Origin of the sequence: Burkholderia gladioli (assembly GCF_000959725.1) — a bacterium.
In the GTDB taxonomy this organism is placed as follows: Bacteria; Pseudomonadota; Gammaproteobacteria; order Burkholderiales; family Burkholderiaceae; genus Burkholderia; species Burkholderia gladioli.
The window spans coordinates 4,592,366-4,615,122 of record NZ_CP009323.1 but is presented as its reverse complement, the minus strand read 5'-3'; the positions used below and the strand labels follow the sequence as shown (position 1 = coordinate 4,615,122).

Genomic DNA, 22,757 nt, shown 5'->3' with positions numbered 1-22,757 from the left:
TCCGAGGGCCGCTGCAGGCGAGGCTACCCTTTGTTTCCTCGTGGTTTTGCATGTTCCTGGCTATTAAGCTTCGTAATATGCCTGGTCCAAAACATCCGGCAGATCGTTTTTGAAGCCGGTTATGGCCACGGAACTCGCTTATAACTATATGTTTGAATTCTCGCCGGCGATGCATTTGGTTCGCGCCCACACCGGCGTACGTAGTCGTTCCAAGGCGAACACGATTACCCGTGATTGCGCTTTTCGCTATCCAGATGCGCCATCTGCGCGGCTGCGTACCGATCGCCTGCTGCAGTCCCCTTAGGCACTGCCCTGCTAATCGCCGCCAGATCGTCAGAGCTCAGTGTGACATGCATTGCCCCCAGTGCCTCCGCCAGACGGTCGCGCCGGCGTGCTCCAACCAAAGGCACAATATCGCTGCCTTGTGCAGCGACCCAGGCAATGGCGATCTGCGCGACGGTGACCCCTTTCGTATCGGCGACTTTGCGCAAAGCTTCGACGAGAATGAGATTGTGGTCAACGTTCTCGCCCTGGAAGCGAGGGTTCATTCCCCGGAAATCACCCATGGCTGCATTATCCTTGCTCCAGTGTCCGCTGATGAGACCACGTGACAACACACCGTATGCTGTCACGCCAATGCCGAGTTCCCGACACGTTGGCAGGATATCCTCTTCAGCGTCACGCGAAATCAGCGAGTATTCGATCTGGAGATCGCTCACCGGATGAATCGATACCGCGCGACGGATGGTCTGCACGCCGACTTCCGACAGACCGACATGCCGCACGTAACCCGCCTTGATCATGTCAGCGATCGCGCCAACCGTGTCTTCGACGGGCACGCTTGGGTCAAGGCGGGCTGGTCGGTATATGTCAATGTGATCCACACCGAGTCGCTGCAAGGAGTAGGCAAGGAAATTCTTCGTGGCGGCTGGGCGCCCATCATTAGCCGCCCAGCCGCCTGCCGGATCACGCATCGCGCCGAATTTAACGCTCAGTACCGCGGAATCCCGCCTCGACGGCGGCGCGCTTGCCAGCGCTTCGGCAATCAGCATCTCGTTGTGGCCGGAACCGTAAAAGTCCCCGGTATCCAGCAGCGTTACGCCCGCCTCAAGTGCAGCGTGGATCGTTGCGATGGATTCTGTGCGGTCTGATGGCCCATACATTCCGGACATTCCCATACAGCCGAGGCCGATGGCGGAGATGTGCGGCCCTGTCTGGCCGAGTTGCGTTTGCCTCATGATGATCCTTGTCGGATGAGCCCGCGAGCGGGCGTTTATTTGAGATTCCATGGATTCGCCGGAGCGATGTCGGGCTGCTGGTCCGAACGGGATTCGTGCGGAGCGGCTGACGATGCGGTGCCCGCACCGCAACTTGCATTGTCTTCAAAATTGTCGCACCCGGCGCGGCATAGCAATCCGTCCTTTTCAGCTTGTTGTCTCGATCGTTTCACGATGTTCGATAGAATACGACGAAGCAGTGAGACTTGGAATTCGCATATGCCGATTGATAACAGAAAGGGGCCATACTCCCGCAGGCAGCCGCAACAGGCCCGTTCCCGCGCCACCGTAGATGCCATTCTCGTTGCCACTGTTCAGGTTTTGCTGGCTGATGGGTTGCCGCGACTTACGACTGTCCGGGTGGCCGAGAGAGCAGGGGTATCGGTCGGCACGCTTTATCAGTATTTTCCTCAGAAGCGGGAACTCCTTTTCGCCGTGCTTAAGCAACGATTCGAACGAGTCGCGAGTGCGATTGAGGATGCGGCGGCGTCCGCACATAACGCGCATTTGCCGACGATGGTGAAGACAGTTGTCGCAGCATCCCTGAAGACAAAGGCGGAAAACCTCGAGGAAGCACGCGCCCTGTACGCGATCGCCCTCGAACTGGACTCGCGCGGCTATGCTCGAGAAGTGGAAGCTCGCCATCATGCTGCAATAGAAGCAATGCTGGAGACAGCTCCAGACGTGCATTTCGTTGACATTGCCGCTACCACTTCGATGTTCATGGGCGCATTGATGGGCCCGATTCGCCTGCTCCTTGAAGGGGCGTTGCCGCAACCAATGATCTCGAAGCTCAGTGATCATCTGGAGTCACTGTGTCTTGGGTATCTCGAAGGAGAGTCTGTCAGAGGGGGCTCAACCTGATAGTCCGTCGGGCGTCGGTGAGCTTCATCCGGCCTCCGACCGCTGACTTTCCGCGCGTCCCATGCAATGATCGCGCTGTTGCGAAGTCACCTTCGTCGGTGGGAGTCTTATTGACGGACTTTACCAGTGGCTACCGAAGTCCCTCCGGCGGCGGACAGGACGAGGCATGTTCGGTAGGGTTACCTGGATTGGTCACCCTGTCGATCATCCATGAGCAGACTGGTGCGGCACGGGGCGGCCCCCGGCTGCAGTGCAGACCCCTCAAAGCTCAGCGTCCAGGTTTTTTGACGATGTCAACGGCACTCAGGAATTGATACAGTTTCTGTCGGCATCGGCACTCCAGATTTGATACACCGGGTTGTAGTGTTATTGCGGTGCCGACCGCATTCCGCTGGCGGCGTTCTCCTTTGTTGTAGTCGATCTCTTCATAACCAGTCCGGCGCGCCGCTTGTCGCGTAGTCGATAGCTCTCGCCCTGGATTGCCACGACGTGAGCGTGATGCAATAGCCGGTCGAGCATGGCAGCAGTGAGCGTTGCGTCATCGGCGAACGTCTGGTCCCACTGCCCGAACGGAAGGTTGCTGGTCACGATCAGACTGCCACGCTCGTATCGTTTGGCGATCACCTGGAAGAACAGGTTGGCCTGCTCACGGCTCATCGGCAGGTATCCGATCTCATCGATGATCAACAGCCTGTACGGGTTGACGAATCGTTTTAGCGCGTCTCCCAGCTGATTCTGTCGATGTGCCGTGGTCAGTATCATCAGCAGGTCCGCTGCGGTGATGAAGCGCACCTTGATCCCAGCTTGCGTTGCTGCATAACCAAGTGCCATTGCAATGTGCGTTTTGCCTGTGCCACTCGGTCCGAGTAATACGACGTTCTCGTTTCGCTCCAGAAACGTCAGACTTGCCAGCTCCTGGACCTGAGATCTGGGCACACCGCTGGCTGCTGCGAAGTCGAAGCCGTCGAGGGTCTTGATCGTCGGGAAGCCTGCCAGGCGTGCAAACGTCGCCCGCTGTCTGACGAGCCGCGCTGTGTGCTCGGCCTTTAGTACCGATTCGAGAAACTCGGTCAGGTTCACCTCGTCGGCGATCGCCTTTTGCGCCAGGTGTGGCAACGCGTCCGCGATGGTCGTGAGCTTCAGCTGGGCGCATAGCTGCGCCACTCGTTCGTGTGCGATGTTCATGCGGCAACCCGAATCAGCTGGTCGTACACGGACAGCGGATGCTGTAGCGGAGATAGCCAGTCGTGGAATCGCTCGCGCAACTCCTGTCCGCTCGCCGGTGTCGTTGCTGGCAACAGCGACGGATACGGTGGCGGTACGCTCTGCAAGGCCTTCTGCTCAACAAGCAGTTGCTCGCCTGGCTTAAGGCGGGTCGTTCCATGTATCCGGACATGCGCAACTTCGCGTAGCCCAACGGCCAAACTTCAGTGTTGGCGGTCGGTCACGTCCAGTTCGACGTTGGCCGCCTTGAACTGGGCGGCCAGCGGAACGTAGAAACTGCGGCGCAAATATCCGTTCATCCGTTCGACCTTGCCTTTGGTCTTCGCGCGATAGGGCCGACAAAGCTCGGGCTTAAACCCGTAGTGCCGGGCGAAGTCGAGAAACCCCGGCTGGAAGCGGTGCTGCTTCGGACCGTATGCATCCCGCTCGATGACAACGGTCTTCATGTTGTCGAAAAGCGCCCGGCGCGGCACACCGCCGAACCAGTTAAAACAGTTGACGTGACACCTGAGCAAAGTATCGAGTCGCATGTCGGAAACGAATTCGACGTAGGTCGCGCGGCTATGGCCAAGAGTGGCCACGAATGCGAACAGATTCGCTCCTTTGCGCCGACGGAACTCGACCCAGTCGACCTGCATCTGATCGCCCGCAGCAGTCTCGAATCGCACGAGAGGATCGGGCGCCGGTACAGGCCGCAATGTCGCAACGAACTTGCGCACGATTCTCTCGCCACCATCGAATCCCTGCGACTGGATTTCGCGCCACAGAACTGTCGCTGGAATCCAGTCCGGTGCCGCTGACGCGATCCGTTTCCGAAGATAGGCTTCGAACGGTTTCAGTATCGACTCGCGCGGAGTCGCCGCGGGCCGAAACGTCGGCGCATCCTGCGTCGCCAGATACTTCCTCACGGTGTTGACGGAGCAGCCAACCTCACAAGCAATGGCACGCAGGCTCTTGCCCTGCTTGTGCAATATCCTGATCTGCATGTATCCCTCGTACGAGATCATCGCCGCTCAAAGCGGCCATTATCCCTTCGTCGAGGTGTATCAATTCCTCAGTGCCGACGGTGTATCAATTTACAGGTGCCGATGACAACGAGCGCCGATGCCGGCCAAATTGGCATGATCGGATACTTGGCCGGTGGCTATACTGCGCTGATTCTGGCGGGAGCCTTCCCTGATTTTGCGTATGCCTGTGCGAACTGCGCAAATCACGATGATCCGGGATCCTGTCCGCGCTCAGCAGGCAGCAATGGTACGCAAGGCGCGCAGGTGAGAAACTCTCTTGCCGTTGTATCAGGCTTGCCTACACCGCCTAAAGTCCACATAGTGTCAGTAACCACTTCGTTTTCATCGATCCTTGTCCGGCCCCCGTGGCGGCCACTGTGGCACCGATCTGTCAGGATGCTCCGGGGATTGATCGTATGGAGACTTATCGACTTATCGTCAGATCGACCACGAGGTTGTGGGCTTCCTGCGCGCAAATCTGTCACTCATTCGGGCTGAACTCACATGCTCCAACGAGGCGGCGCAGCTCGGTCGTCGAGGTCTTTTGCTGGCGTCAATCGCTAAAGACAGTAGGCCGAGGTAACGATGTAGGTCGATACGACAGGCTGTGCAGATTTTGACGAAAGAGCAAAGATTGGCGCTCGCCATCGCCAGTGTCCCCGAACTGTCAAGCGGCGTCTCTTCCACTCGCCGTTCGCGACGTAGAGGATCAGGTTTGAGCACAGTTCACGCGGGCACGTCAGGGGGCCGCGCGATCAGGCTGTGGAGCACGACGCCAAGTGATTGATTAGCGCCGATGGCGGAGCGAAGACGCGGCGCGATGTCGGCGCGTCCCTGCCCGATGAGATAGCGCTCTCAAGAAAGCGCAAGTGACAATAGCGCAGCAGCGTGAAACGCACGAAAGCGGTGCGCCGACGGGGTTGGGGTTGGCGGACGACCCGGAACGAGAATGAGGCCGCGTTTCGTAACGCCGTCAGCGATTACACTCGACGCGGATCTCGTAGTATGGGGAAAGCGCCCCGCACTTTCGCGCCGACTAATGACACGTCCGGAAGTGATTTAGTCTGCAGAGAACCGTGCAGGGACAGGCAGGCTACGTGCCGTTTCCCTCAGCAGATCGCGCAACCAGGAAATTGCTGGATCGTGTTCCTGATACTTGTGCCACTGGACTCGCTCAGCGAACCTCGGAATCTCGATCGGACATTCGATGACTCGCAGTGGGAATCTCCGGGCCATCTGCAGGGCTAATCGCGTCGGGAGCGTGGCGATTCGCGACGTGCCGAGGAGCAGTTCCGGTACCAGCGTGAAGGTCGGCGAAATCACATCCTGCCGGCGAACACGTTTGCCCGTGGAGATCATGCGTGCATCGTAGGTCACTCGCCTGCCGCCGCCCCATTCCACGCCGACATGTGCCAGTTCGAAATACTGGTCTGCGGTGATCGAGCTACCTTTCGCTGGATGGTCGGTACAAACCAGACATGAAAATGTGTCGTCGAACAGTATCTCGGCCGGATGCCCCGCGACGTTATTGAATTCCGGTGCAATAAGCAACTCGACCTCGCCTGCCTCGAGGTGCTCCGGAGACTGGGGACTAATTGCTCTCAGATCAAACTGCATCAAGGGCGCGAGGGTCGCCGCTCTTCTCACCACCTCGGAGAGAAACACGCTAATCACGTAGTCGGAGGATTCCACCGTGAATCGCCGGGTCGATGTCGCTGGATCGAACGTCGGTCTGGCGCGCGTGATGGTCTGAATCTGCAGCAAAACTTCGCGAACCGGTTTCACCAGTTCGCTCGCCAGCGGCGTCAGAACCTGGGTCTTTCCCACGGACACCAGAAGCTCGTCTTCAAAATACTCACGCAGACGGGCGAGGGAGCAACTCGTGGCCGGCTGACTGAGAAACAGTCGCTCGGCCGCGCGTCCCACACTACGCGTGGCCAGGATGGCATCGAGTACGACCAGCTGGTTGAGATCCAGTTTGTTGAAGCGCATGTCGAGCGACCTTTACCGTATCAATGTAGCACATTTAAACAATAAATTCGGTAAATGTCCCGCCAAATTTATACTTGACCCAAAAGACGGCCATGCGTGGCACGCAAATCATCTTCGGAGACAGAAACATGGAGGAAAACCATGACCGCAGGCCCGTTGCGCGGCAGTGGGTGCTGGTCGCATGCCTGACCGCGGTGAGTATGCTGGCCCAGATAGACAAGAACATTCTTGTGCTGATGGCGGGGCCAATCCAACGGGACTTCAGTGCGAGCGACGTCCAGATCAGCCTTCTGATCGGCGCGGCGTTTGCCGTCTCCAACATCGTGGTGGGTCTGCCCGCAGGCTGGCTGGCGGATCGACTCAACAGGCGTACCATCATCGCCCTGGGCGTGGGGGTCTGGTCGCTCGCGGTTGCTTCCAATGCGCTTGCGTCGGCATTCGTAGCGCTTCTCGTGGCGCGAATCATCGTCGGAGGCGCGGAGGCATTAATTCCGCCTTCTTCCTACTCGCTGATCCGCGACGGCGTCGATGAACGCCGGAGGGCGCGCGCGCTGTCGGTGTACACGATGTCGTTGATGCTAGGAACGGGTCTGTCGCTCGTGCTGGGCGGCCCGCTTGTAGGCGCCATCCAGTTGTCGGGCATCCGGTCGATGCCATTCATTGGTGCTGTGTCGCCCTGGCAAATTACATTGTTTCTCGTTGGCGTCGTCGGGCTGCCGATGAGTCTGCTGATTTTTCTGGCGAGAGAACCGGGGCGACAGCAGGAGAGCGGCTCGACGACGGGTCGCAGCCTGGCGGGCGTCGCTCGATATCTTGCTTTGAATCGAGCCATCTTCTTGCCGCTATTCATCTTCGCCGTATTCAACGCGATGATTACTTTTGGACTTGGGAGCTGGATGCCGACGATGACCGCACGCCGCTTCCACCTTGGACTGCGTGAAATCGGTCTGATGCAAGGCAGCCTGTTGCTGACGATGGGGCCGCTCGGTCTGTGGCTCGCAGGCATGGCGATGGACCTGAAAGGAAAACGGAGCCTCTCGGGGGTTGCGCTGGTTGGTGTGTTCGTCACTATCGCCGTCACGGTGCTGACTGTCATGATGTGTCTGATCGGTTCAGTAACCGCCTTCTGGATTGTCGATGCGATGGTCGTGCTGTTCTCGTGGACCTTTATGGCTGTCACCTCAACGGTCGTCGCGAAAGTCGCACCTGCATCCATTGTCGGCGCGGTCATGGCTATTGTTCTGGTCCTCAATGGACTGATTGGCCAGGGCAGTTCGCCCACGGTGATCGCGCTCGTTAGCCAGCACCTGTTTGCGGACAGCGCAGACGCATTGCCGCGCGCGATGGCTTCTGTATTTGCCGTCGCCGGCGCGGTCGCGCTCTCGGCCGCCGTCGTGTTGTACCGCCACGTCAGTCGTAGCAATGTTGCCGGTGACCAGGTCGCTCTTGGCGTTCACATGGGCGACGCGGGATGAGATGCAAATGATCGGACCGGCGCGATGATGTACAGGAAGCCTCTCATTAGAAGGTTCGGTATGGTCCTGTCCGTGTGTTGTGAACCGCATTCATAGCGGTCGTGCATGAACGGGTTTATGGAGGAGGTGAGGAGACATGCAAAATGAAAGCAAGACTGTTGTTTTGCACTACTATGTATCTGGCGATTTCAGGTGTCGCATGTGCACAATCAAGTGTGACTCTTTCCGGTCTACTCGGAACGGGGATTGCGTACAGTTCAAATTCAGGAAAAGGCGGCGCGCAATATCAGATGAATGGGACTCACGCCGTTCCATTCTGGTCCCTGTCGGGGAGGGAAGAACTAGACTCGGACTCGACTGCGCTGTTTCGCCTGGCCCAGTATGCATTTCTTAATAATGGCGGTAGCTCTCCGCTTGAAAGCTACCTCGGTTTGAAGTCGATCCGGCTTGGAACAATCACGCTGGGCCTGCAATACGATCTGCTCACGGATATGCTTCCATACACATCAGAGCGCTGGACTTCGCTACTCGCCACTCATCCCGGCAATCTGGATCGTACTGTGGGCACTGCGCTTCCCAATCTGATCAAGTACAAATCGCCGGTTTTCGGCGGAGCCCTTCAGTTTGGCGCCCAGTACGGGTTCGGGCAGCAGGGTTCGACAACCAACACGGGACGTACGGTGGGGGCCGAGGCCAGTTTCACGAGTGGTTCGTTCCAGTCGTTGCTGGTATGGCAGTCGGTCGATGGCGTGCCGTACGCGCCTTATACGAGGCTGGGCGTGAGCCAGTTGTACGGCATTAACTTCGCTGCAAACCCTACGCGAACTGTCAGTCAGAACCAGAACACGGCGACAGTCGGCGTGGCCTACTCGAGCGAAACCGTGCGGGTTATGGGCAACTACAGCTACACGCACCTGACGGCCGCCGGCCAATCCGAAACGGCGCAGACTGTCGATGTTGGCGCCTATAAGTACATCACGACGCAAATGCGCATCGGTGGGGGCTATTCATACACAAAGCTGGATACATATAAATGGAACCAGGTTCACGCGCATGTCGACTATGCGCTGTCGAAACGCACGAGCCTCTACGCTCTCAGTGTGCTGCAACTTGCGGGCAGCGGCCAATTGGCGGTGTTGCGCAATCAGGCACCGGCGTCGACGTCGCGGCAGATTGTATTCGAGGTCGGGATGACACACCTTTTCTGATAACGCAACTGCCGGTCCGGTCCCGCACTTCCGGGGCCGGCTCTGGGACCAACTCAACGAAGGGGTCGCAGTAGCGGATCCCTGGCACTCGATGGAGAAATACGATGCAGTGGGATGTGATAGTGGTCGGTGGCGGTCCGTCGGGCCTGACGGTTGCCGCGGAACTTGCTGGCGCCGGTGTGAAGACGGTGGTGCTTGAACGCCGCACGGAGGGTGTTCAGTCACGCGCCGGCACGATCTTGCCGCGAGTGCTTGAGTTATTCGACGCACGAGGTATTGCCGACAGGTTTATCGAAAAGACGCGCAAGATGATCGCCGACTATCCATTTCGGCCATCCCACATCTGGGCGGGATTCCATCCTATCGAATGGAAGTATCTGGACACGCGTTTCGGCTTCACGTTAGGTCTGCCGCAGAACATGACTGAGGAAGTGCTTTGGGATTGGGCGATAGAAATGGGTGCTCAAGTTCGACGCGGCGCAGAGGTACAGGATGTCCGACAGCACGCGGAAGGCGTCGAGGTCGAAGTGACTGATGCTTTGGGCGTTGTCTCGACGTTGCGCGCACGCTTCCTGATCGGCGCTGACGGCGGGCGCAGTATCGTCCGCTCGAAAATCGGCCTGCCGTTCGAGGGCCGTTCGGGCACGTTCCGCGGCATCGTGCTGGATGCCGAGCTCAAGGCGCCGTGGCCCGGTGGGCGGATCAACATCGATAACGAAATGGGCTGGGTGCGCGGCTATACGTTCGGTGATGGCATTACCCGGTTCAATATCGTGCACCGCGACCGTCGCCATGCGCCGAAGGACGAGCCCGTCACGCTCGAAGAAGCGTTGCAGTGTATCCGTGACGTGCACGGTACGGACTACGGCATCAAGGGTCATCGCTGGGCGTCGCGCTTCGACGATCAGATGCGCGCGGTACCGAGCTTGCGCCAGGGCAACACTTTCCTCGTGGGCGAATCCGCGCGCATTCATTACCCCGCAAGTGGCGTGGGCATGAATTTCTGTCTGCAGGACGCCTTCAATCTTGGCTGGAAAGTTGCCAACGTCATCAATGGCGTGGCCGATGTGGCCACGCTCGACACCTACAACGCGGAACGTCTGCCGGTCATGCACGCACTGCTTGCCAGCGTGAAGGCGCAGTGCGCGCTGCAGTTCAATTTCGAACCGGAGGCCGTAGCCCTGAAGCGTCGTATGCAGGAGCACATCGTGCCGCTGCCCGATGTGCAGCGCAAACTCGCGCTCGAATTGTGCGGACTCGAAGCGTCCTATCCTCATGATGCTAATAGCCATTCACTAACTGGTCAGCGTTGCCCCGATTTCGATCTGGTCTTGCCCGACGGCCGCTCCTTTTCGGTAACCGAAGCGCTTCGGCGCCGACACTTCGTGTTGCTTGATCTCGAAGGCTTCAGTCGCCAGTTCGCTGCACTGGACATGACCGGGTTGCCGGTCACCGTATTGCAGGCGCGTGCCGCGCACATTCCGGCGTCGATGGAGGGCGTAAAGAGCTTGCTGGTGCGGCCCGACGGCTACGTCGCATGGGCGTGCACCGAGCTGGCGAGCGTGGGAGATGTAGAAGCGCAAATCGGTAAATGGCTGAAGCGGTGACATCATGAACGAACGACGAATTCTGCTGACGGGTGGCTGGGTCCTGAGTATGGACGAGACCATCGGCGACTTGCGCTCCGGCGACGTTCTCATCGAAGGGCAAGACATCGTTGCCGTCGGACCCCGCATCGACGCCCCAGATGTTGAGCGTATCGACGCCATCGGAATGATCGTGCTGCCCGGCTTTGTCGATACGCATCGCCATACATGGCAAACCTGCGTGCGCCATCGCTATGCGGATATCGATCCGCAAATCTACTTCGCCGAGATGCTGGGCGCCAAAGGCGCCGCATTCCGGCCGGAGGATGTCTATGTCGGCACGCTGCTCGGCGCCGTCTCCGCGCTTGATGGCGGCATTACCACCATGCTCGACTGGTCGCACGTGCAGAACAGTCCGGAGCATTCGGACGCGGCGATCATGGGCCTGCGCGACGCCAACATTCGCGGCGTCTTCGCCCATGGCTGGCCGCTGGTCGACGGCGCTTCGTGGATGTTCGACAGCCAGCGCAGCCACCCTGATGACATTCGCCGCATACGCGAACGGTTCTTCTCGTCGGACGATCAACTGCTCACGCTGGCGATGGCGGCACGCGGCCCCGAAATGGCCCGGCGCGATGTATGGCTTGCCGATCTGCGGCTCGCCCGCGAACTCGATATTCGTTCAACCATCCACATGGGCGCCTATGCGCGCAACGGGGCAGTGAGAGGGATTGCGCAGATGCACGAGGCTGGCGTGCTGCACGACGACCTCACGTTTGTGCATTGCTGTCATTGCGGCGCAGACGAAATCGCAATGATGGCCGATGCCGGCGTCAGTGCCTCGCTCGGCGTGCACTGCGAACTCAACGCTCAGGGCATCGGCGATATTCCGTTCGACCGGCTGCTCGCAGTGGGCATCCGTCCCAGCCTCAGTGGCGACACCGAAACGAAATGCTCGGGCGATATGTTCACCCAGATGCGGCATGCATTCGCCTATTACCGATCATGGATGGGCGGAAACCACTCGAACGTTGCGGACGCACCGGCCACCCTATCGATGCGCGACGTACTCGAGTTCGCCACGCTCGCCGGCGCGCGCGCGAACGGTCTGGATCACAAGGTCGGTTCGCTCACGCCCGGCAAGCAGGCGGACATCATCATGATTCGCGGCGACGACCTCAATCTCACGCCGGTTTCCGACGCGGTGGGCGCCGTCGTGCTGGCCGCGCATCCGGGCAATGTGGACACAGTCCTCGTTGCCGGGCGTGCGGTGAAGAGGCACGGACAGATGCTCAACGTCGATCTCGACGCGCTGCGACAGCGCGCGTTTGCATCGCAACAGTACATTCTCGGAATTCCATGAGAGACACGCCCCTTTCGCGACCGCTCGACCCGGAACTCGGCGACATTGTGGCAGCGATGCGAAGCGCCCATGCGCCACCTCCGTTCTCCGGTACGTCTGAGGAGGCCCGGGAGCGGTTCCGGCGCGCGGTCCTGACCGCACGCGAGCGTTTTCCGTCGCCTCAGGTTGGTGCGGTCGAGGACGCGCTCGCCGGAATGGATGGCGCCTACGTGCCCGTGCGCGTCTATCGTCCGCTGGGTGCACGCGAGGAGCTCCCAACCATCGTTTTTTTTCACGGCGGCGGCTTCGTGCTCGGCAGCGTCGAGCTGATGGATGACATCGCACGCAAACTTTGTCGCGACATGAACGCGGTCGTCGTCTCCGTCGACTACCGGCTCGCGCCGGAGCATCCATTTCCTGCCGCGCACGACGACGCATTGACTGCCACGCGATGGGTTATCCGCAACGTGTCAGCACTCGGGGGGGATGCTTCTCGAGTCGCGGTGGTAGGGGAGAGCGCAGGAGGCAATCTCGCTGCTTCTACCGCTATCACGTTGCGCGACCGCGGAGAGCGACTCGCGGCGCAGTTGCTGGTGGTGCCTGGCGTCGATCTCGCACGTGACGTATCGGCGATCGAAGCCAGAGGGCGTGACTTTCCGATGCTGTCGCCGTCAGACCTGCGTGATATTTCGCGGCTTTACATGGGAGCCAATTCGACGCAGGCCGGAATGTTTCCGCCGTCGCCTCTGCACGCTCCCGACTTGCGCGGGGTGGCGCCCGCTGTGATCGTGGTGGCCGGACACGATCCGCTTCGCGAAGAAGGGCTCGCCTATGCTCAACGCCTCGGCTCTGCCGGCGTTCCTGTACAAGTGCACCGGTTCGACGACATGTTTCATTCGTTCCTCGCATTTTTCGAGGCTTCGGCCGCGGCACGCCGTGCGAACGACGAGATTTGCCGTGCCTTCGCGGCGTGGCTTCTCAACCATGCGTGCTCGTCGCCCCGGTGAGGGACACGCTTTCCTGATCTAATATTTGGGAGTTTTCCATGCGTTATGTCTCGTTTCTCAAAGATGGTAAATCGCTTCTCGGGTTGCGCGAAGGCGACGATATTCGCGTGATCGGCGAAGTGTCACTTGAGTCCTTGCTCGCAAGGGGCGTCGACCTCGCGTCCTATGGGCTCGAATGGGGAGGTGACGAGATGGTCAGCGCTCAATCTGTAACTTTCCTGCCGCCGCTGACCCGTCCGCCGAAGATCATTTGCATCGGACTTAACTATTCCGACCATACGAAGGAGAGCAAATATGAACAGCCGACCTACCCGACGGTTTTTTTCCGCGTTCATACGAGTCTGATCGCGCATCAGCAGCCGATGATCCGGCCCGCGAGTTCCGATTCGCTCGACTTTGAGGGCGAGATCGCCGCAGTCCTGGGCAAGGGCGGCCGGCATATCAGCAAGGGCGACGCGTTGTCCTGCGTCGCGGGTTACACGCTATTTAACGATGGCTCTGTGCGGGAATACCAGTTCAAATCGCCGCAATGGACGGTGGGGAAAAATTTCGACGGCACGGGTGCCTTTGGGCCCGATCTGGTAACGGCAGACGAACTGCCTGCCGGTGCCAGGGGGTTGCGACTTGAGACCCGCCTGAACGGTGAAGTTGTGCAATCCGCCAGCACCGACGATTTGGTGTTCGACATCGCCAGCCTCATTAGCATTTTGAGTGAAGCGATCACCCTTGAGGCAGGTGACGTGATCGTTACGGGCACGCCGTCGGGTATCGGTTGGGCACGCACACCGAAACTGCTCATGAAACACGGCGATGTGTGCGAAGTCAGTGTCGAGGGCATCGGCACGCTGCGCAACGAGGTTGTCGACGAACAGCAGGCCTGAGCGGCCACGTCGGCATGATGCAGGCCTCAGCCTCAGCCTCCGCCAGTCTGTCTTCAGGAGATTACGATGACAAAATCTATAGCGGCACAATCCCGGGCCGGTGTGCACTCGATTGACCATTTTGCGCTCAACGTGCCATCCCTCAGCGAGGCGCAGAGATTCTTCGACGCGTTCGGCCTCGATGTCACACCAGCGGGCGTGGATGCGCAGGAACTCGAACTGCGGGCTGCGGATGGGCATCGTTGGGCTCGCATTTTCGCTGCCGGACGAAAGTCATTGGCGTATTTGCGGTTCAACTGTTTTGAGCGGGATTTACCTGTGTTACGCGATCAGGCGGCAGCCGGAGGCGGTGAGTTGATTCCTTCGCCAGACGGTAACGACGACAAGGCTTTCTGGTTTCGCGATCCGGACGGCAATCTGGTCCAGGTCGCGATAGGTCCAAAGACAAGTCCCGATGTCAAGACGGGCAGAGCGAGCGTGGGCGCGACCGCCAACGTGCGCGGTACTTGTACGCGCTCTGAGGTACGACATGTCAAGCCGCACCGACTCTCTCACGTTTTACTATTCACACCTGACGTGCTCCGCGCGGTCGATTTTTATGAGCGGGTGCTTGGTCTGCGCCTGTCGGACAAGTCGCAGGACCTGATCGCGTTCACGCACGCGCCGCACGGCTGCGATCATCATCTCGTGGCGTTTGCGAAAAGCCACGCGCGCGGCTGGCATCATTCGTCCTGGGACGTGGATAACGTCGATGCGGTCGGTCAGGGTGCGGCGCAAATGGCGGCGGCCGGATATGAAAAAGGTTGGGGTACTGGCCGACATGTTCTCGGTTCAAATTACTTCCACTATGTTCAGGACCCTTGGGGATCCTTTTGCGAGTACTCGGCGAATATCGATTTTGTTTCGGCTGGCCACGTGTGGCCAGCCGGTGACTTTTCTCCCGAGGAGTCAATGTATCTTTGGGGGCCGCCCGTGCCCGCCGATTTCGTGCGAAACACTGAGGTATGATCTTCTTCAAGGCGTCGATATTAAGCGGGTGGTTCGAAACGTACGCATTCAACGAGCGCGGGACGCGGTGCTGAAAACAGCATCGCTCATCGGGCCGCATGGATCAATCGAAATGTCCAACGACGATATGCAACTCGTGCGTGGTGCCGCGACGATCGTCTCGAACGTGGAGGTCGCGACCGCGCACGCGAATCTGCTTGACGCACCGGGAGACAACCGTTGCGCAAGCGCCTGCTCGCGAGGGTGTTGAGTCCAGCCGCGTGGTACGGCCGTCCGCGGCACTATCAACGGCACTTCCGAGCGCGCATGACACGGCTTTTCACCGACTTCGACGTCCTGCTCGCGCCGTACACCCCCTTCGCCGCACAGAGGTTCACCGACGCGACTGTCACAGTCGGCGGTCAGGAACTCGAACCCGCAAAGCATCTCCTCATGTTGACTCAGCCGGTGTCCTTCGGCGGACTGCCTGTTGTTACGGCTCCCGTCTTGCGCGGCAGTCATGTGCCGTTCAGCGTGCAGATTATCGGTGCGCCGTTCGCCGAACCGGAGTGCTTCGCGGCCGCTGGAAGCATTGAACAATGCCTCATGAACACCTCACGGACATCAATCGAATTATGAACAAACGACTTCCCGATTTCCAGATTGCCACCGCGTCCGACGAACAGAAGGCCGTTTTAGAGGACATTCTGAGTGGCCCGCGCGGCAGTCTGAATGGGCCGTTCCTCGGCTGGATCTTCAGCCCGGAGCTCGCGCAGAACGCCCAAAAGCTCGGCGCGTTCTGCCGCTACAACACCGGTTTGCCACTGCGCCTTTCCGAACTTGCTATTCTCGTGACTGCGGCGCGCTGGCGATCGCAGGCGGAATGGCACATCCATTGTCCGATTGCGCTGGAAGCCGGCCTGCCAACCGAACTCGCCGAGGCTTTGCGCACAGGAGAAACGCCCACATTTGTCGATGCTGACGACAAGATCATCTTCGATTTGGCCACTGAGCTCTATGACAGGAAGCGCGTAAGCGAAGCAACGTATGACGCCGCTGTCGCGCGCTTCGGTCATACCGTCCTCGTGAATCTCGTCGGATTGCTCGGCTATTACGCGCTCGTTGCGATGACGCTCAACACGTTCGGAATGCGCGCAGAAGGGCAGACGCATCTCCCCTTCGCTGAGTGAAAAAATTCTATCGAGGTTTTATTGGAACGCCTTGTCGAGCGGCTCCGCATACCAACTAGCAAGCGTCCATAATGGGCCGCAGTCTGGTTCTGGCGACATAGTCTCTTGCGTTCTACCGTCTTTCTGCCGCCAGCCTGTCAGCCGGCAGGGAAGTAATGACTGCGGTCCAAGTCCTCGGTCAGGCCAGGCTGAGTGGGCTCCAAGCCGAGGGCCCGGCGAGTGATTGCGCTCGATGCCGCGAGGTCTAGCGTCACTACCGCTACGAGGAGCCAAAGTAGCCTGGCAGCATAAGTTCGTCAGCGCGAATGCTCTCGGCGGGCACATCGCGGCGCGCGGCAATGGCATCTGCTATTTCGCGGGACCGGATACCCTCGTCGCCGACCGCATGGCAGGTCTAGCCGGGAAGTTGTTTTTCAAGCGCCAGGCGAAACAAAGAAACCTGTCTTCGTCCGGTTTAAAACGAAGTCCTGATGAACCGACCAGAATGGAATTGTGAATCCAAGCGATCTCGCTTCATGCTGATCCGCGTGACTGACAAAGTTGCCGATGAGGCTCTCCTTGACGCCGAAGACCGTGTCTTCGGCGAGCCAAGGACAGTCGGGGGAAAAGATGTGCGTAATGACAGTGTCGTACCCAGGCGCCTGAACCAGGAAGTGCATATGTGCAGCACGATTCGGGTGTCGTCCGAGCTTGCGCAGAAGCTTGCCCACCGGACCGTCGTCCGGAATAGGGTAGTGTCGGGGCTTGACCGACTTGAACCAGAAGGCGCCGTCAGCATCGGATACAAATTTCCCCCGGAGGTTTCCCTCCGGCTGAATCCCTTTCTGCTGAACATCGTAGAATCCATCATCATTCGTCTGCCATACGTCGATGACTGCTCCCTGAATGGGCTTGCCTTCGGTATCGCGGACGGACGCAACGACTACGAGCGGCTCCCCCTTGCCATCTTTGCAAATGTCGACTCCATGGGGCGACGCCTCCACTCCTTCGACAAAAAACGGTCCGAGAATGGTATTTTCGGTTGCCTGATCGGGCCGTCGGTGATTGATGGCGTCAACCAGCATCGATACGCCGAGTACATCCGACAGGAGAATGAACTCCTGTCGCCAGTCGGTGCACATATGGCCGGTATCCGTGAGGAATCTAATCGCGGCATGCCATTCATCGTGAGTGGGTTCGATCTCTTTGACTGCCGCATGTAGATGGCGCACGACTGTCTCGGCGATGAGATGGGTTCGGGCGTCGACGTTCGAGCCGATGCGGGCATTAACGATTGCGGCAGAATCCTCTTCCCGAAATAGCGGGAAATTGTATTTGCGGTTTGTGTTCATCACTTGTCCTTGGTTAGCGAGCCGTATCAGACATGAGTCGTGCAATGGGTGGTACACCAGCGTATGCGCGTCCAATCAGATCTCGCAGGCCATTTCGCTCTAGAGGTCGCGGATTCCAATACGGATTGGCAAGCGCCAGCTCAACGGCCTTATCCACACCGTCTTCAGGCATGCCGATTTCGGAAAGGGCCATCGGTGTCCCGATAGCTCTGCTCATTTCATAGAGCGCTTGCGCCGGGTCCGCATGATTCAAAGCCTCAGACAGCCGCTCCATAACTGCGGGAATCGCTGGTGCGTTGTAGGCGAGCGCGTGCGGTAACACGATTGCGTGGCTCTCTGCGTGAGGGAGGTCGAACGTGCCGCCTAATGTGTGGCAGAGCTTGTGATGCAAGGCCATGCCGACCGAGCCCAGACAAACGCCCGCGAGCCACGCGCCGTAGAGCGCCTTGCTGCGGGCGGCGCGGTCGCGCGCGTTCGAACCGATGGCAGGCAACGACTGAGCGAATGCCCGAATGCTCTCAATGGCCAGAGAGCTGACAATGGGGTTTGCTTCTTTTGAGTAAAGGGCTTCTACGGCGTGGGCGATTGCGTTCATCCCACTGACGCCGGAAAGAGCCTTTGGAAGATCTAATGTCAGGTCGACGTCGTATATAACGGTTTCCGGCAGCACTTTAGGCGAGCGGATCGTGGTCTTGACACCATCTCGTGTTTCGCCGAGGATTGGCGTCATCTCGGAACCGGCGTACGTTGTCGGCAAAACGAGCTGAGGAAAATCTGTGCGTAATGCGATCGCTTTGGAAAGTCCGGTAGTTGAACCTCCGCCAATCGCAATCACCCCGTCAACGCCTGCGTCAGCGGCAAGTGCAAGTGCTTCTTCCGTTACCTGGATTGGCGTGTGCATCTGTGCGCCACCAAAAGTAGCAACATGTTGTCTGCCAAGGTCTTCGACGATAGCCTCTGCAATCACAGCGTGGGCGGGGTTATGCAAGATGAGAGGGCGCGCGATGCCAAGGCGTTCTGCTTCCTCTTTCACTTTGACACGCGTCCCGTCACCAAAAATGACGCGGCTAGGCAAGCTTTCGTAGATAAAGGACACAGATGCTATCGTTGTCGCGTCAGTCATAATGTGCTCTTGATAAACGGTCTAAACAGTGCGTACGGTTGCGTTCGTGCTGGAGATCTCGTTTGGTTCGGAACAGGCGCTGCGGGTTTTAACTGCGAAAAGGATGCTGATCCCTGCTGCAGCTGCAGCTGCGCTCATCGCCAGCAGCATCATGTTCTGCCCCTGAAACACCTGTTGCAGCGAGCCGCTGATGAACGGGCCAAGAATCGCGCCAAGCCGGCCGACGCTGAGCTCCATGCCAACGGCTGTTGCCCTGACATCCGTGTGGTACGAATGAGCGGTGAAATTGTTGAGCATGAACTGAGCGCCGATGACGCAAAAGCCCGTCAAGGCACAGAAGATCAGGTTACTCAGGTGGCCATGAAAAAATACAAGTCCACCAACTGCCACCGCGCCTCCCAGCCACCAGGCACTGAGCCATGCGCGGGGTGCGCCACGCCGGTCGATGATGTATCCGCACACCAGTCCGCCGACGAGCGACATGATCTGCATCAGGGCGCCAAAAGCGAAACTTGTCGCGAAACTCTCCCCGCGAGCTTGCATTAGAGTTGGGATCCAGCCAGACAGCCCAAAGATGCAGAAAAGGCTCAGGAAACTTGTCAGCCAGATAGAGAACGACAGCCGTCTGTGCGCGCTGATGAGGCTGGACGCGGTGGCGCGTGCGGAGATTTGCGGCGTGAGCAACGGGAGAACACGATACAGGTCGGCACGCTCTGGACGGAGTTTTGCGAGAATCACTCTGATTTCATCTGTTCGTCCGCGCAGCAGGGAAAACCTGGGTGATTCGGGAAGGTACATGTACAGCAGCGGAATGAGAAACGCGGAAAGGGATCCCACCCAATAGAGTCCTCGCCAGCCCGTGATGGGCGTAAGAAAAACTCCGATGATGGCGGCCGCGGCCCCGCCCAACGCCCAGCCCAGCGCCACGCCCCAGAGGGAAAAAGTGTTGGCTACCCGGCGCGGAGCCAGTTCGTTGATATAGGTAGTGGAAAGCGGAAGAAGAACGCCCAGCCCAAGTCCCGTGAGTACGCGCAGAACGCAAAAGGTAGTAAACGAGCCTGCGAACAGGGCAGTCAGTATCGAGAAGACGGTGGTTATCCAGAGGCCACTGATGAGTGTGTCCCTTCGTCCGAGTCTGTCAGCGATGAGCCCATGCAAGGCAGCACCACAAAGAAACCCAATCAGTCCGCTTGACACGAGCATGCCGGCCTGCTGCAGCAAGAGGGACCATGGTTCCCGTATGTAGTGGATAACATACGCCGGACTGAACGTATCGTATCCATCGAACATCGTAAGCAGGGTGAGTATGACGCCCAGACTGATGTGTGTTTTTCCGATGCTGGCACTGGCCAGCTCTTCATGCACGTCAATAGCTTCTTCTTGCATGGTGTCTCACTCCAGTGTAACGCCGGTGCCCTGCGCCATCCCTCGTGTCGTCTGTATCACCGGGCGTGAGGAAACTGCCTTGTTAAACTTCGAACTTGAAAAGTCGTGCTGCATTTGTGCGGCCGATTTTGATGCGATCGTTATCGCTGATGGACGCCGAGTCGAACCACTGCGCAGCATGATCGACGTTTTCGAAGGGCCAGTCGGCTGAAAATAGAATGCGATCCGAGCCGATCTCGAGGATTGCGTCGACGAGCGTCTGAGTCCGGAAGTTGCCTGACGTCGTCAGCCAGAAATTGGCCTGGAAGTAATCGGCAATTCGCTTCTTCGCCGGATAGTTCGGCGTTGTCTCGACCCATGCGTTGCGGTTGTCAACTCGCCACATGCTGTAGGGAAGTCCTTCCCCCATATGGCCCAGAATGATCTTCAGATCCGGGTAATCATCGAACAGACCGGAGCCCATCAGGCGCAGTGCGTGGACCGCCGTTTCGTGTCCGAAGGCCCACGTCGGGCCGAGCAGCCACGGGTGCCCATCATAGATAGGCGCGTGTGCCGTGAGCGGGTTGCGCGGATGCAGATAAAAGGGTACGTCAAGCCTCTGAACGGTCGCCCAGAAGGGGCGGAACTGCTGCAGGTCGTAGTAAAGGATTCCGTCGTTCTCGCTTTGGGAAAAGCCGTTAACCAATGTGCCGACGAAGCCGAGTTCGGTTACGCATCGCTCCAGTTCCCGGGCAGCAAGCTCGGGGGATTGCATCGGAAGAGCTGCGAACCCCTTGAAACGATCCGGCCGCCTCGCGATCTGCTCAGCCAGATAGTCGTTTGCGCGTCGCGACAATTCGTATGCGATATTGGTGTCGGGAATGGCCTGAACGGTGGGGGCGTTCAACGACAGAATCATCAGTTCGATGCCGTTCTCGTCCATCTCGCGGATGCGCCGCTCGTGCAGGTCGAGCAGGCGGGACTTAAGTTCTCCCCAGTATGATTGGGGAACAAACCCCGCTGAGTCCTGAACTGTCTGCTCGATCGCGAAGTGTTCCTCAAGAGCAATTTTCATTTCTGCCTTAAATTTCATTTCCCGCTCCGTTCAATATTGACCCTTCGGCTCGAGACCGAGGGCCATCTGTCCGTACATCGTCCCTACCGTGTCCCAGTTCATGCTGATATGGCGGCCGACCGCGTTTGCGTCGCGCCATGCGCGTTGTACCGGATGGGAAACGTCCAGCCCTTGCCCGCCCGTCGACGCGTTCAATGCTTCCGTCGCGCGAATCGCCAGGGAAACCGCAAACGCCTGTCCGCGGCGGCTTGTGATGCGGTCTTCCACAGTGATTTCCTTGGCACCCTTAACGGTAGCCTCACGATCCCGCAGATCAGCCAGCAGGATCTTCCTGGCTGCGTCGCAACTGGCGGCTGCGTCAGCCACACGGAGTTGAATGGTGGGAAACTCAGCCATTTTGTTGGCTGCGCCCGCCACCGCACCGCGCGTCACGCGCCAACTGGTGCGCTCGAGATAGTCATGCAGCGCGCCTTGCGCCGTTCCGACGGCGACGGAAGCCAGACAGGACGGGATAGCACTTAGCATGGGAATCGAGAAACCCGGCTGTTGCCCGTACAGTCGAGCTCCGGGCGTGTTTCCGGATGTCGTTTCCGAAAAAAGCAGCGCACGATGGGCGGGGACAAGGACCTTGTCGAGAACCAGCGTTTTGCTTCCCGTGCCGGCAAGACCAATGACATGCCATGTGTCTTCAATCCTGTAATCTGTTTCCGGGACGAGCAGGAACGCTGGAGCCGGTGCTTCGCGCTCCCCGGTGGCTGGCAGAATTGCAGCGCAGAGAGACCACTGTGCACAATCGCAACCGCTCGCGAAGCTCCAGCGGCCGCTGATCACATAACCGCCCTCGACCGGCTCCGCCTTGCAAACAGGAGCGTACGAGCCGCATACAAGGGCGTTCGGATCACTGTCCCATACGTCGTGCTGCGCCTGTTGCGGGAAGCTTGCCACGAGCCATTGGTGCGCTGATAGCAGACCAGCAACCCACGCCGTGGACGCGCACCACTTTGCGAGGTCGATGTTCAGGTCGACAAGCACCGAAAAGTCCTGCTCGTATCCGCCGAAGGCTCGCGGCTTGAGCAGATCAAAGTAACCGATAGCCCGCAGCTCTTCGATGCTTTCCATTGACACGCGTCGGTCGATCTCAACCTGTGCCGCGTACTCGAGCAGGGTCTTGCCCAATGCAGCGATCCGGTCACGCAGCACGTCGGCGGATGGAGCTTGAGCGGACGGGGGGAGAACAGCTTCAAGTTCCTTGTCATCAGCTAACATCATGTCGCCTCACTGGATATGTCTCTGGGGATTTCGTCATGGTCGACCCGGAATCGGTCAGCAATAGGATGCGTTTCGATATAGAAGCGGCTCCCCATCGTCATTCAACCGAACGTCGGTAACCGTTCCGATAAAAATCGTATGGGTGCCGAAAGGCACCGCGGCCACTTTCTTGCAAAAAACATTTGCCTGAGCGTCGGAGAGCCGATGAATGCTATTTTCGACGATCCATTCTCCGACCTGGAATCTCTCCTCAGGCGGTGCCTTGCCACTGAAGACAGTCGAAACCGCGACGTGATCCCGACGCAGAACGTTCACGCAAAAGCTTTGTGCCGATTGAAGGATGTCGTGCAAAAAGGTGGACTGATGTGTGCAGACGATCATGGAGGGCGGGTCCATCGAAAGCGAGCTGACGGCAGTCATCGTCATGCCGTGACGACGGCTGCCGTCGTCAGCCGTCACGATAGTCACGGTGGAAGTGATTCGCCGCATCGCAGCGCGAAAAGAATCGCCTAGTTGAGGATGGGGTACTGACAGGGCTTCCATGGTGTTTCCTG

Annotated in this window: 19 protein-coding genes and 1 pseudogene; 10 read left to right on the top strand and 10 right to left on the bottom strand. The window is 58.8% G+C overall.

Going from position 1 to position 22,757, the window contains the following annotated elements; all coding sequences use genetic code 11:
* Positions 1-224 precede the first annotated feature (224 nt).
* Entirely contained in the window at positions 225-1,238 is a 1,014-nt protein-coding gene (locus tag BM43_RS37145) for an aldo/keto reductase (protein WP_036050467.1), read from the bottom strand.
* A gap of 258 nt (positions 1,239-1,496) precedes the next feature.
* On the opposite strand from BM43_RS37145, the gene BM43_RS37140 reads away from it, so the two are divergent.
* Positions 1,497-2,141 carry a TetR/AcrR family transcriptional regulator gene (locus tag BM43_RS37140; RefSeq protein WP_036050470.1) on the top strand — a complete coding sequence of 215 codons (645 nt, stop codon included), beginning with the start codon at positions 1,497-1,499 and terminating at the stop codon, positions 2,139-2,141.
* Positions 2,142-2,507: 366 nt separating this feature from the next.
* Here BM43_RS37140 and istB read toward each other — a convergent pair whose 3' ends face one another.
* The 3 genes and pseudogenes from istB to BM43_RS37125 form a co-directional block, all read right to left on the bottom strand.
* Entirely contained in the window at positions 2,508-3,326 is an 819-nt protein-coding gene (gene istB, locus BM43_RS37135; RefSeq protein WP_036050473.1) for an IS21-like element helper ATPase IstB, read from the bottom strand.
* Positions 3,323-4,372: pseudogene (gene istA / locus BM43_RS37130) on the bottom strand (IS21 family transposase). Before istA ends, istB begins: the two are co-directional and overlap by 4 nt.
* Before the next feature lie 1,059 nt (positions 4,373-5,431).
* Positions 5,432-6,364 (bottom strand): LysR family transcriptional regulator, encoded by a 933-nt coding sequence (locus BM43_RS37125; protein ID WP_036050479.1) that lies wholly within the window; start codon positions 6,362-6,364, stop codon positions 5,432-5,434.
* A gap of 128 nt (positions 6,365-6,492) precedes the next feature.
* Here BM43_RS37125 and BM43_RS37120 point away from each other — a divergent pair, with 128 nt between their 5' ends.
* The 9 genes from BM43_RS37120 to BM43_RS37080 all read left to right on the top strand — a co-directional run bounded on the left by BM43_RS37120 (position 6,493) and on the right by BM43_RS37080 (position 16,040).
* Positions 6,493-7,839 carry an MFS transporter gene (locus BM43_RS37120; protein WP_042286087.1) on the top strand — a complete coding sequence of 449 codons (1,347 nt, stop codon included), beginning with the start codon at positions 6,493-6,495 and terminating at the stop codon, positions 7,837-7,839.
* A 143-nt stretch (positions 7,840-7,982) separates the two neighbouring features.
* Positions 7,983-9,047, top strand: coding sequence for a porin (locus BM43_RS37115; RefSeq protein WP_227742943.1), 1,065 nt, complete (start codon positions 7,983-7,985; stop codon positions 9,045-9,047).
* 77 nt (positions 9,048-9,124) lie between these two features.
* Positions 9,125-10,654: an FAD-dependent oxidoreductase gene (locus BM43_RS37110; RefSeq protein ID WP_255222514.1), complete on the top strand. Its 1,530-nt coding sequence runs from the start codon at positions 9,125-9,127 to the stop codon at positions 10,652-10,654.
* A gap of 4 nt (positions 10,655-10,658) precedes the next feature.
* On the top strand, positions 10,659-11,996 hold the full coding sequence (locus tag BM43_RS37105) for an amidohydrolase family protein (protein WP_036050485.1): 1,338 nt from the start codon (positions 10,659-10,661) through the stop codon (positions 11,994-11,996).
* The gene (locus BM43_RS37100; protein ID WP_036050486.1) at positions 11,993-12,982 is read left to right on the top strand and encodes an alpha/beta hydrolase; all 990 of its coding nucleotides are present in this window, start codon (positions 11,993-11,995) and stop codon (positions 12,980-12,982) included. The genes BM43_RS37105 and BM43_RS37100 overlap by 4 nt, the downstream gene beginning before the upstream one ends.
* 38 nt (positions 12,983-13,020) lie before the next feature.
* Positions 13,021-13,863 (top strand): fumarylacetoacetate hydrolase family protein, encoded by an 843-nt coding sequence (locus BM43_RS37095; RefSeq protein WP_036050488.1) that lies wholly within the window; start codon positions 13,021-13,023, stop codon positions 13,861-13,863.
* A gap of 66 nt (positions 13,864-13,929) precedes the next feature.
* Complete coding sequence (locus tag BM43_RS39850) at positions 13,930-14,871, top strand: VOC family protein (protein WP_080742203.1); 942 nt, start codon at positions 13,930-13,932, stop codon at positions 14,869-14,871.
* Between the two features lie 243 nt (positions 14,872-15,114).
* Entirely contained in the window at positions 15,115-15,489 is a 375-nt protein-coding gene (locus tag BM43_RS37785; RefSeq protein ID WP_227743043.1) for an amidase family protein, read from the top strand.
* On the top strand, positions 15,486-16,040 hold the full coding sequence (locus BM43_RS37080) for a carboxymuconolactone decarboxylase family protein (RefSeq protein ID WP_036050492.1): 555 nt from the start codon (positions 15,486-15,488) through the stop codon (positions 16,038-16,040). The genes BM43_RS37785 and BM43_RS37080 overlap by 4 nt, the downstream gene beginning before the upstream one ends.
* Positions 16,041-16,453: 413 nt before the next feature.
* Here the strand turns inward: BM43_RS37080 and BM43_RS37075 are convergent, their stop codons facing one another.
* From BM43_RS37075 to BM43_RS39835, 6 genes are all read right to left on the bottom strand, one after another.
* Positions 16,454-17,371: a dioxygenase family protein gene (locus BM43_RS37075; protein WP_036050494.1), complete on the bottom strand. Its 918-nt coding sequence runs from the start codon at positions 17,369-17,371 to the stop codon at positions 16,454-16,456.
* 13 nt (positions 17,372-17,384) lie between these two features.
* Positions 17,385-18,494 carry a maleylacetate reductase gene (locus BM43_RS39840; RefSeq protein ID WP_080742202.1) on the bottom strand — a complete coding sequence of 370 codons (1,110 nt, stop codon included), beginning with the start codon at positions 18,492-18,494 and terminating at the stop codon, positions 17,385-17,387.
* 21 nt (positions 18,495-18,515) lie between these two features.
* Positions 18,516-19,880, bottom strand: a complete 1,365-nt coding sequence (locus BM43_RS37070) for an MFS transporter (protein WP_042286083.1) — start codon at positions 19,878-19,880, stop codon at positions 18,516-18,518.
* Positions 19,881-19,962: 82 nt separating this feature from the next.
* A complete protein-coding gene (locus BM43_RS37065) occupies positions 19,963-20,952 on the bottom strand; it encodes an amidohydrolase family protein (RefSeq protein ID WP_036050496.1) in 990 nt (329 codons plus the stop codon).
* Between the two features lie 12 nt (positions 20,953-20,964).
* Complete coding sequence (locus BM43_RS37060; protein ID WP_036053197.1) at positions 20,965-22,200, bottom strand: acyl-CoA dehydrogenase family protein; 1,236 nt, start codon at positions 22,198-22,200, stop codon at positions 20,965-20,967.
* 57 nt (positions 22,201-22,257) lie between these two features.
* Positions 22,258-22,746, bottom strand: coding sequence for a flavin reductase family protein (locus BM43_RS39835; protein ID WP_036050499.1), 489 nt, complete (start codon positions 22,744-22,746; stop codon positions 22,258-22,260).
* Between the last annotated feature and the right edge of the window lie 11 nt (positions 22,747-22,757).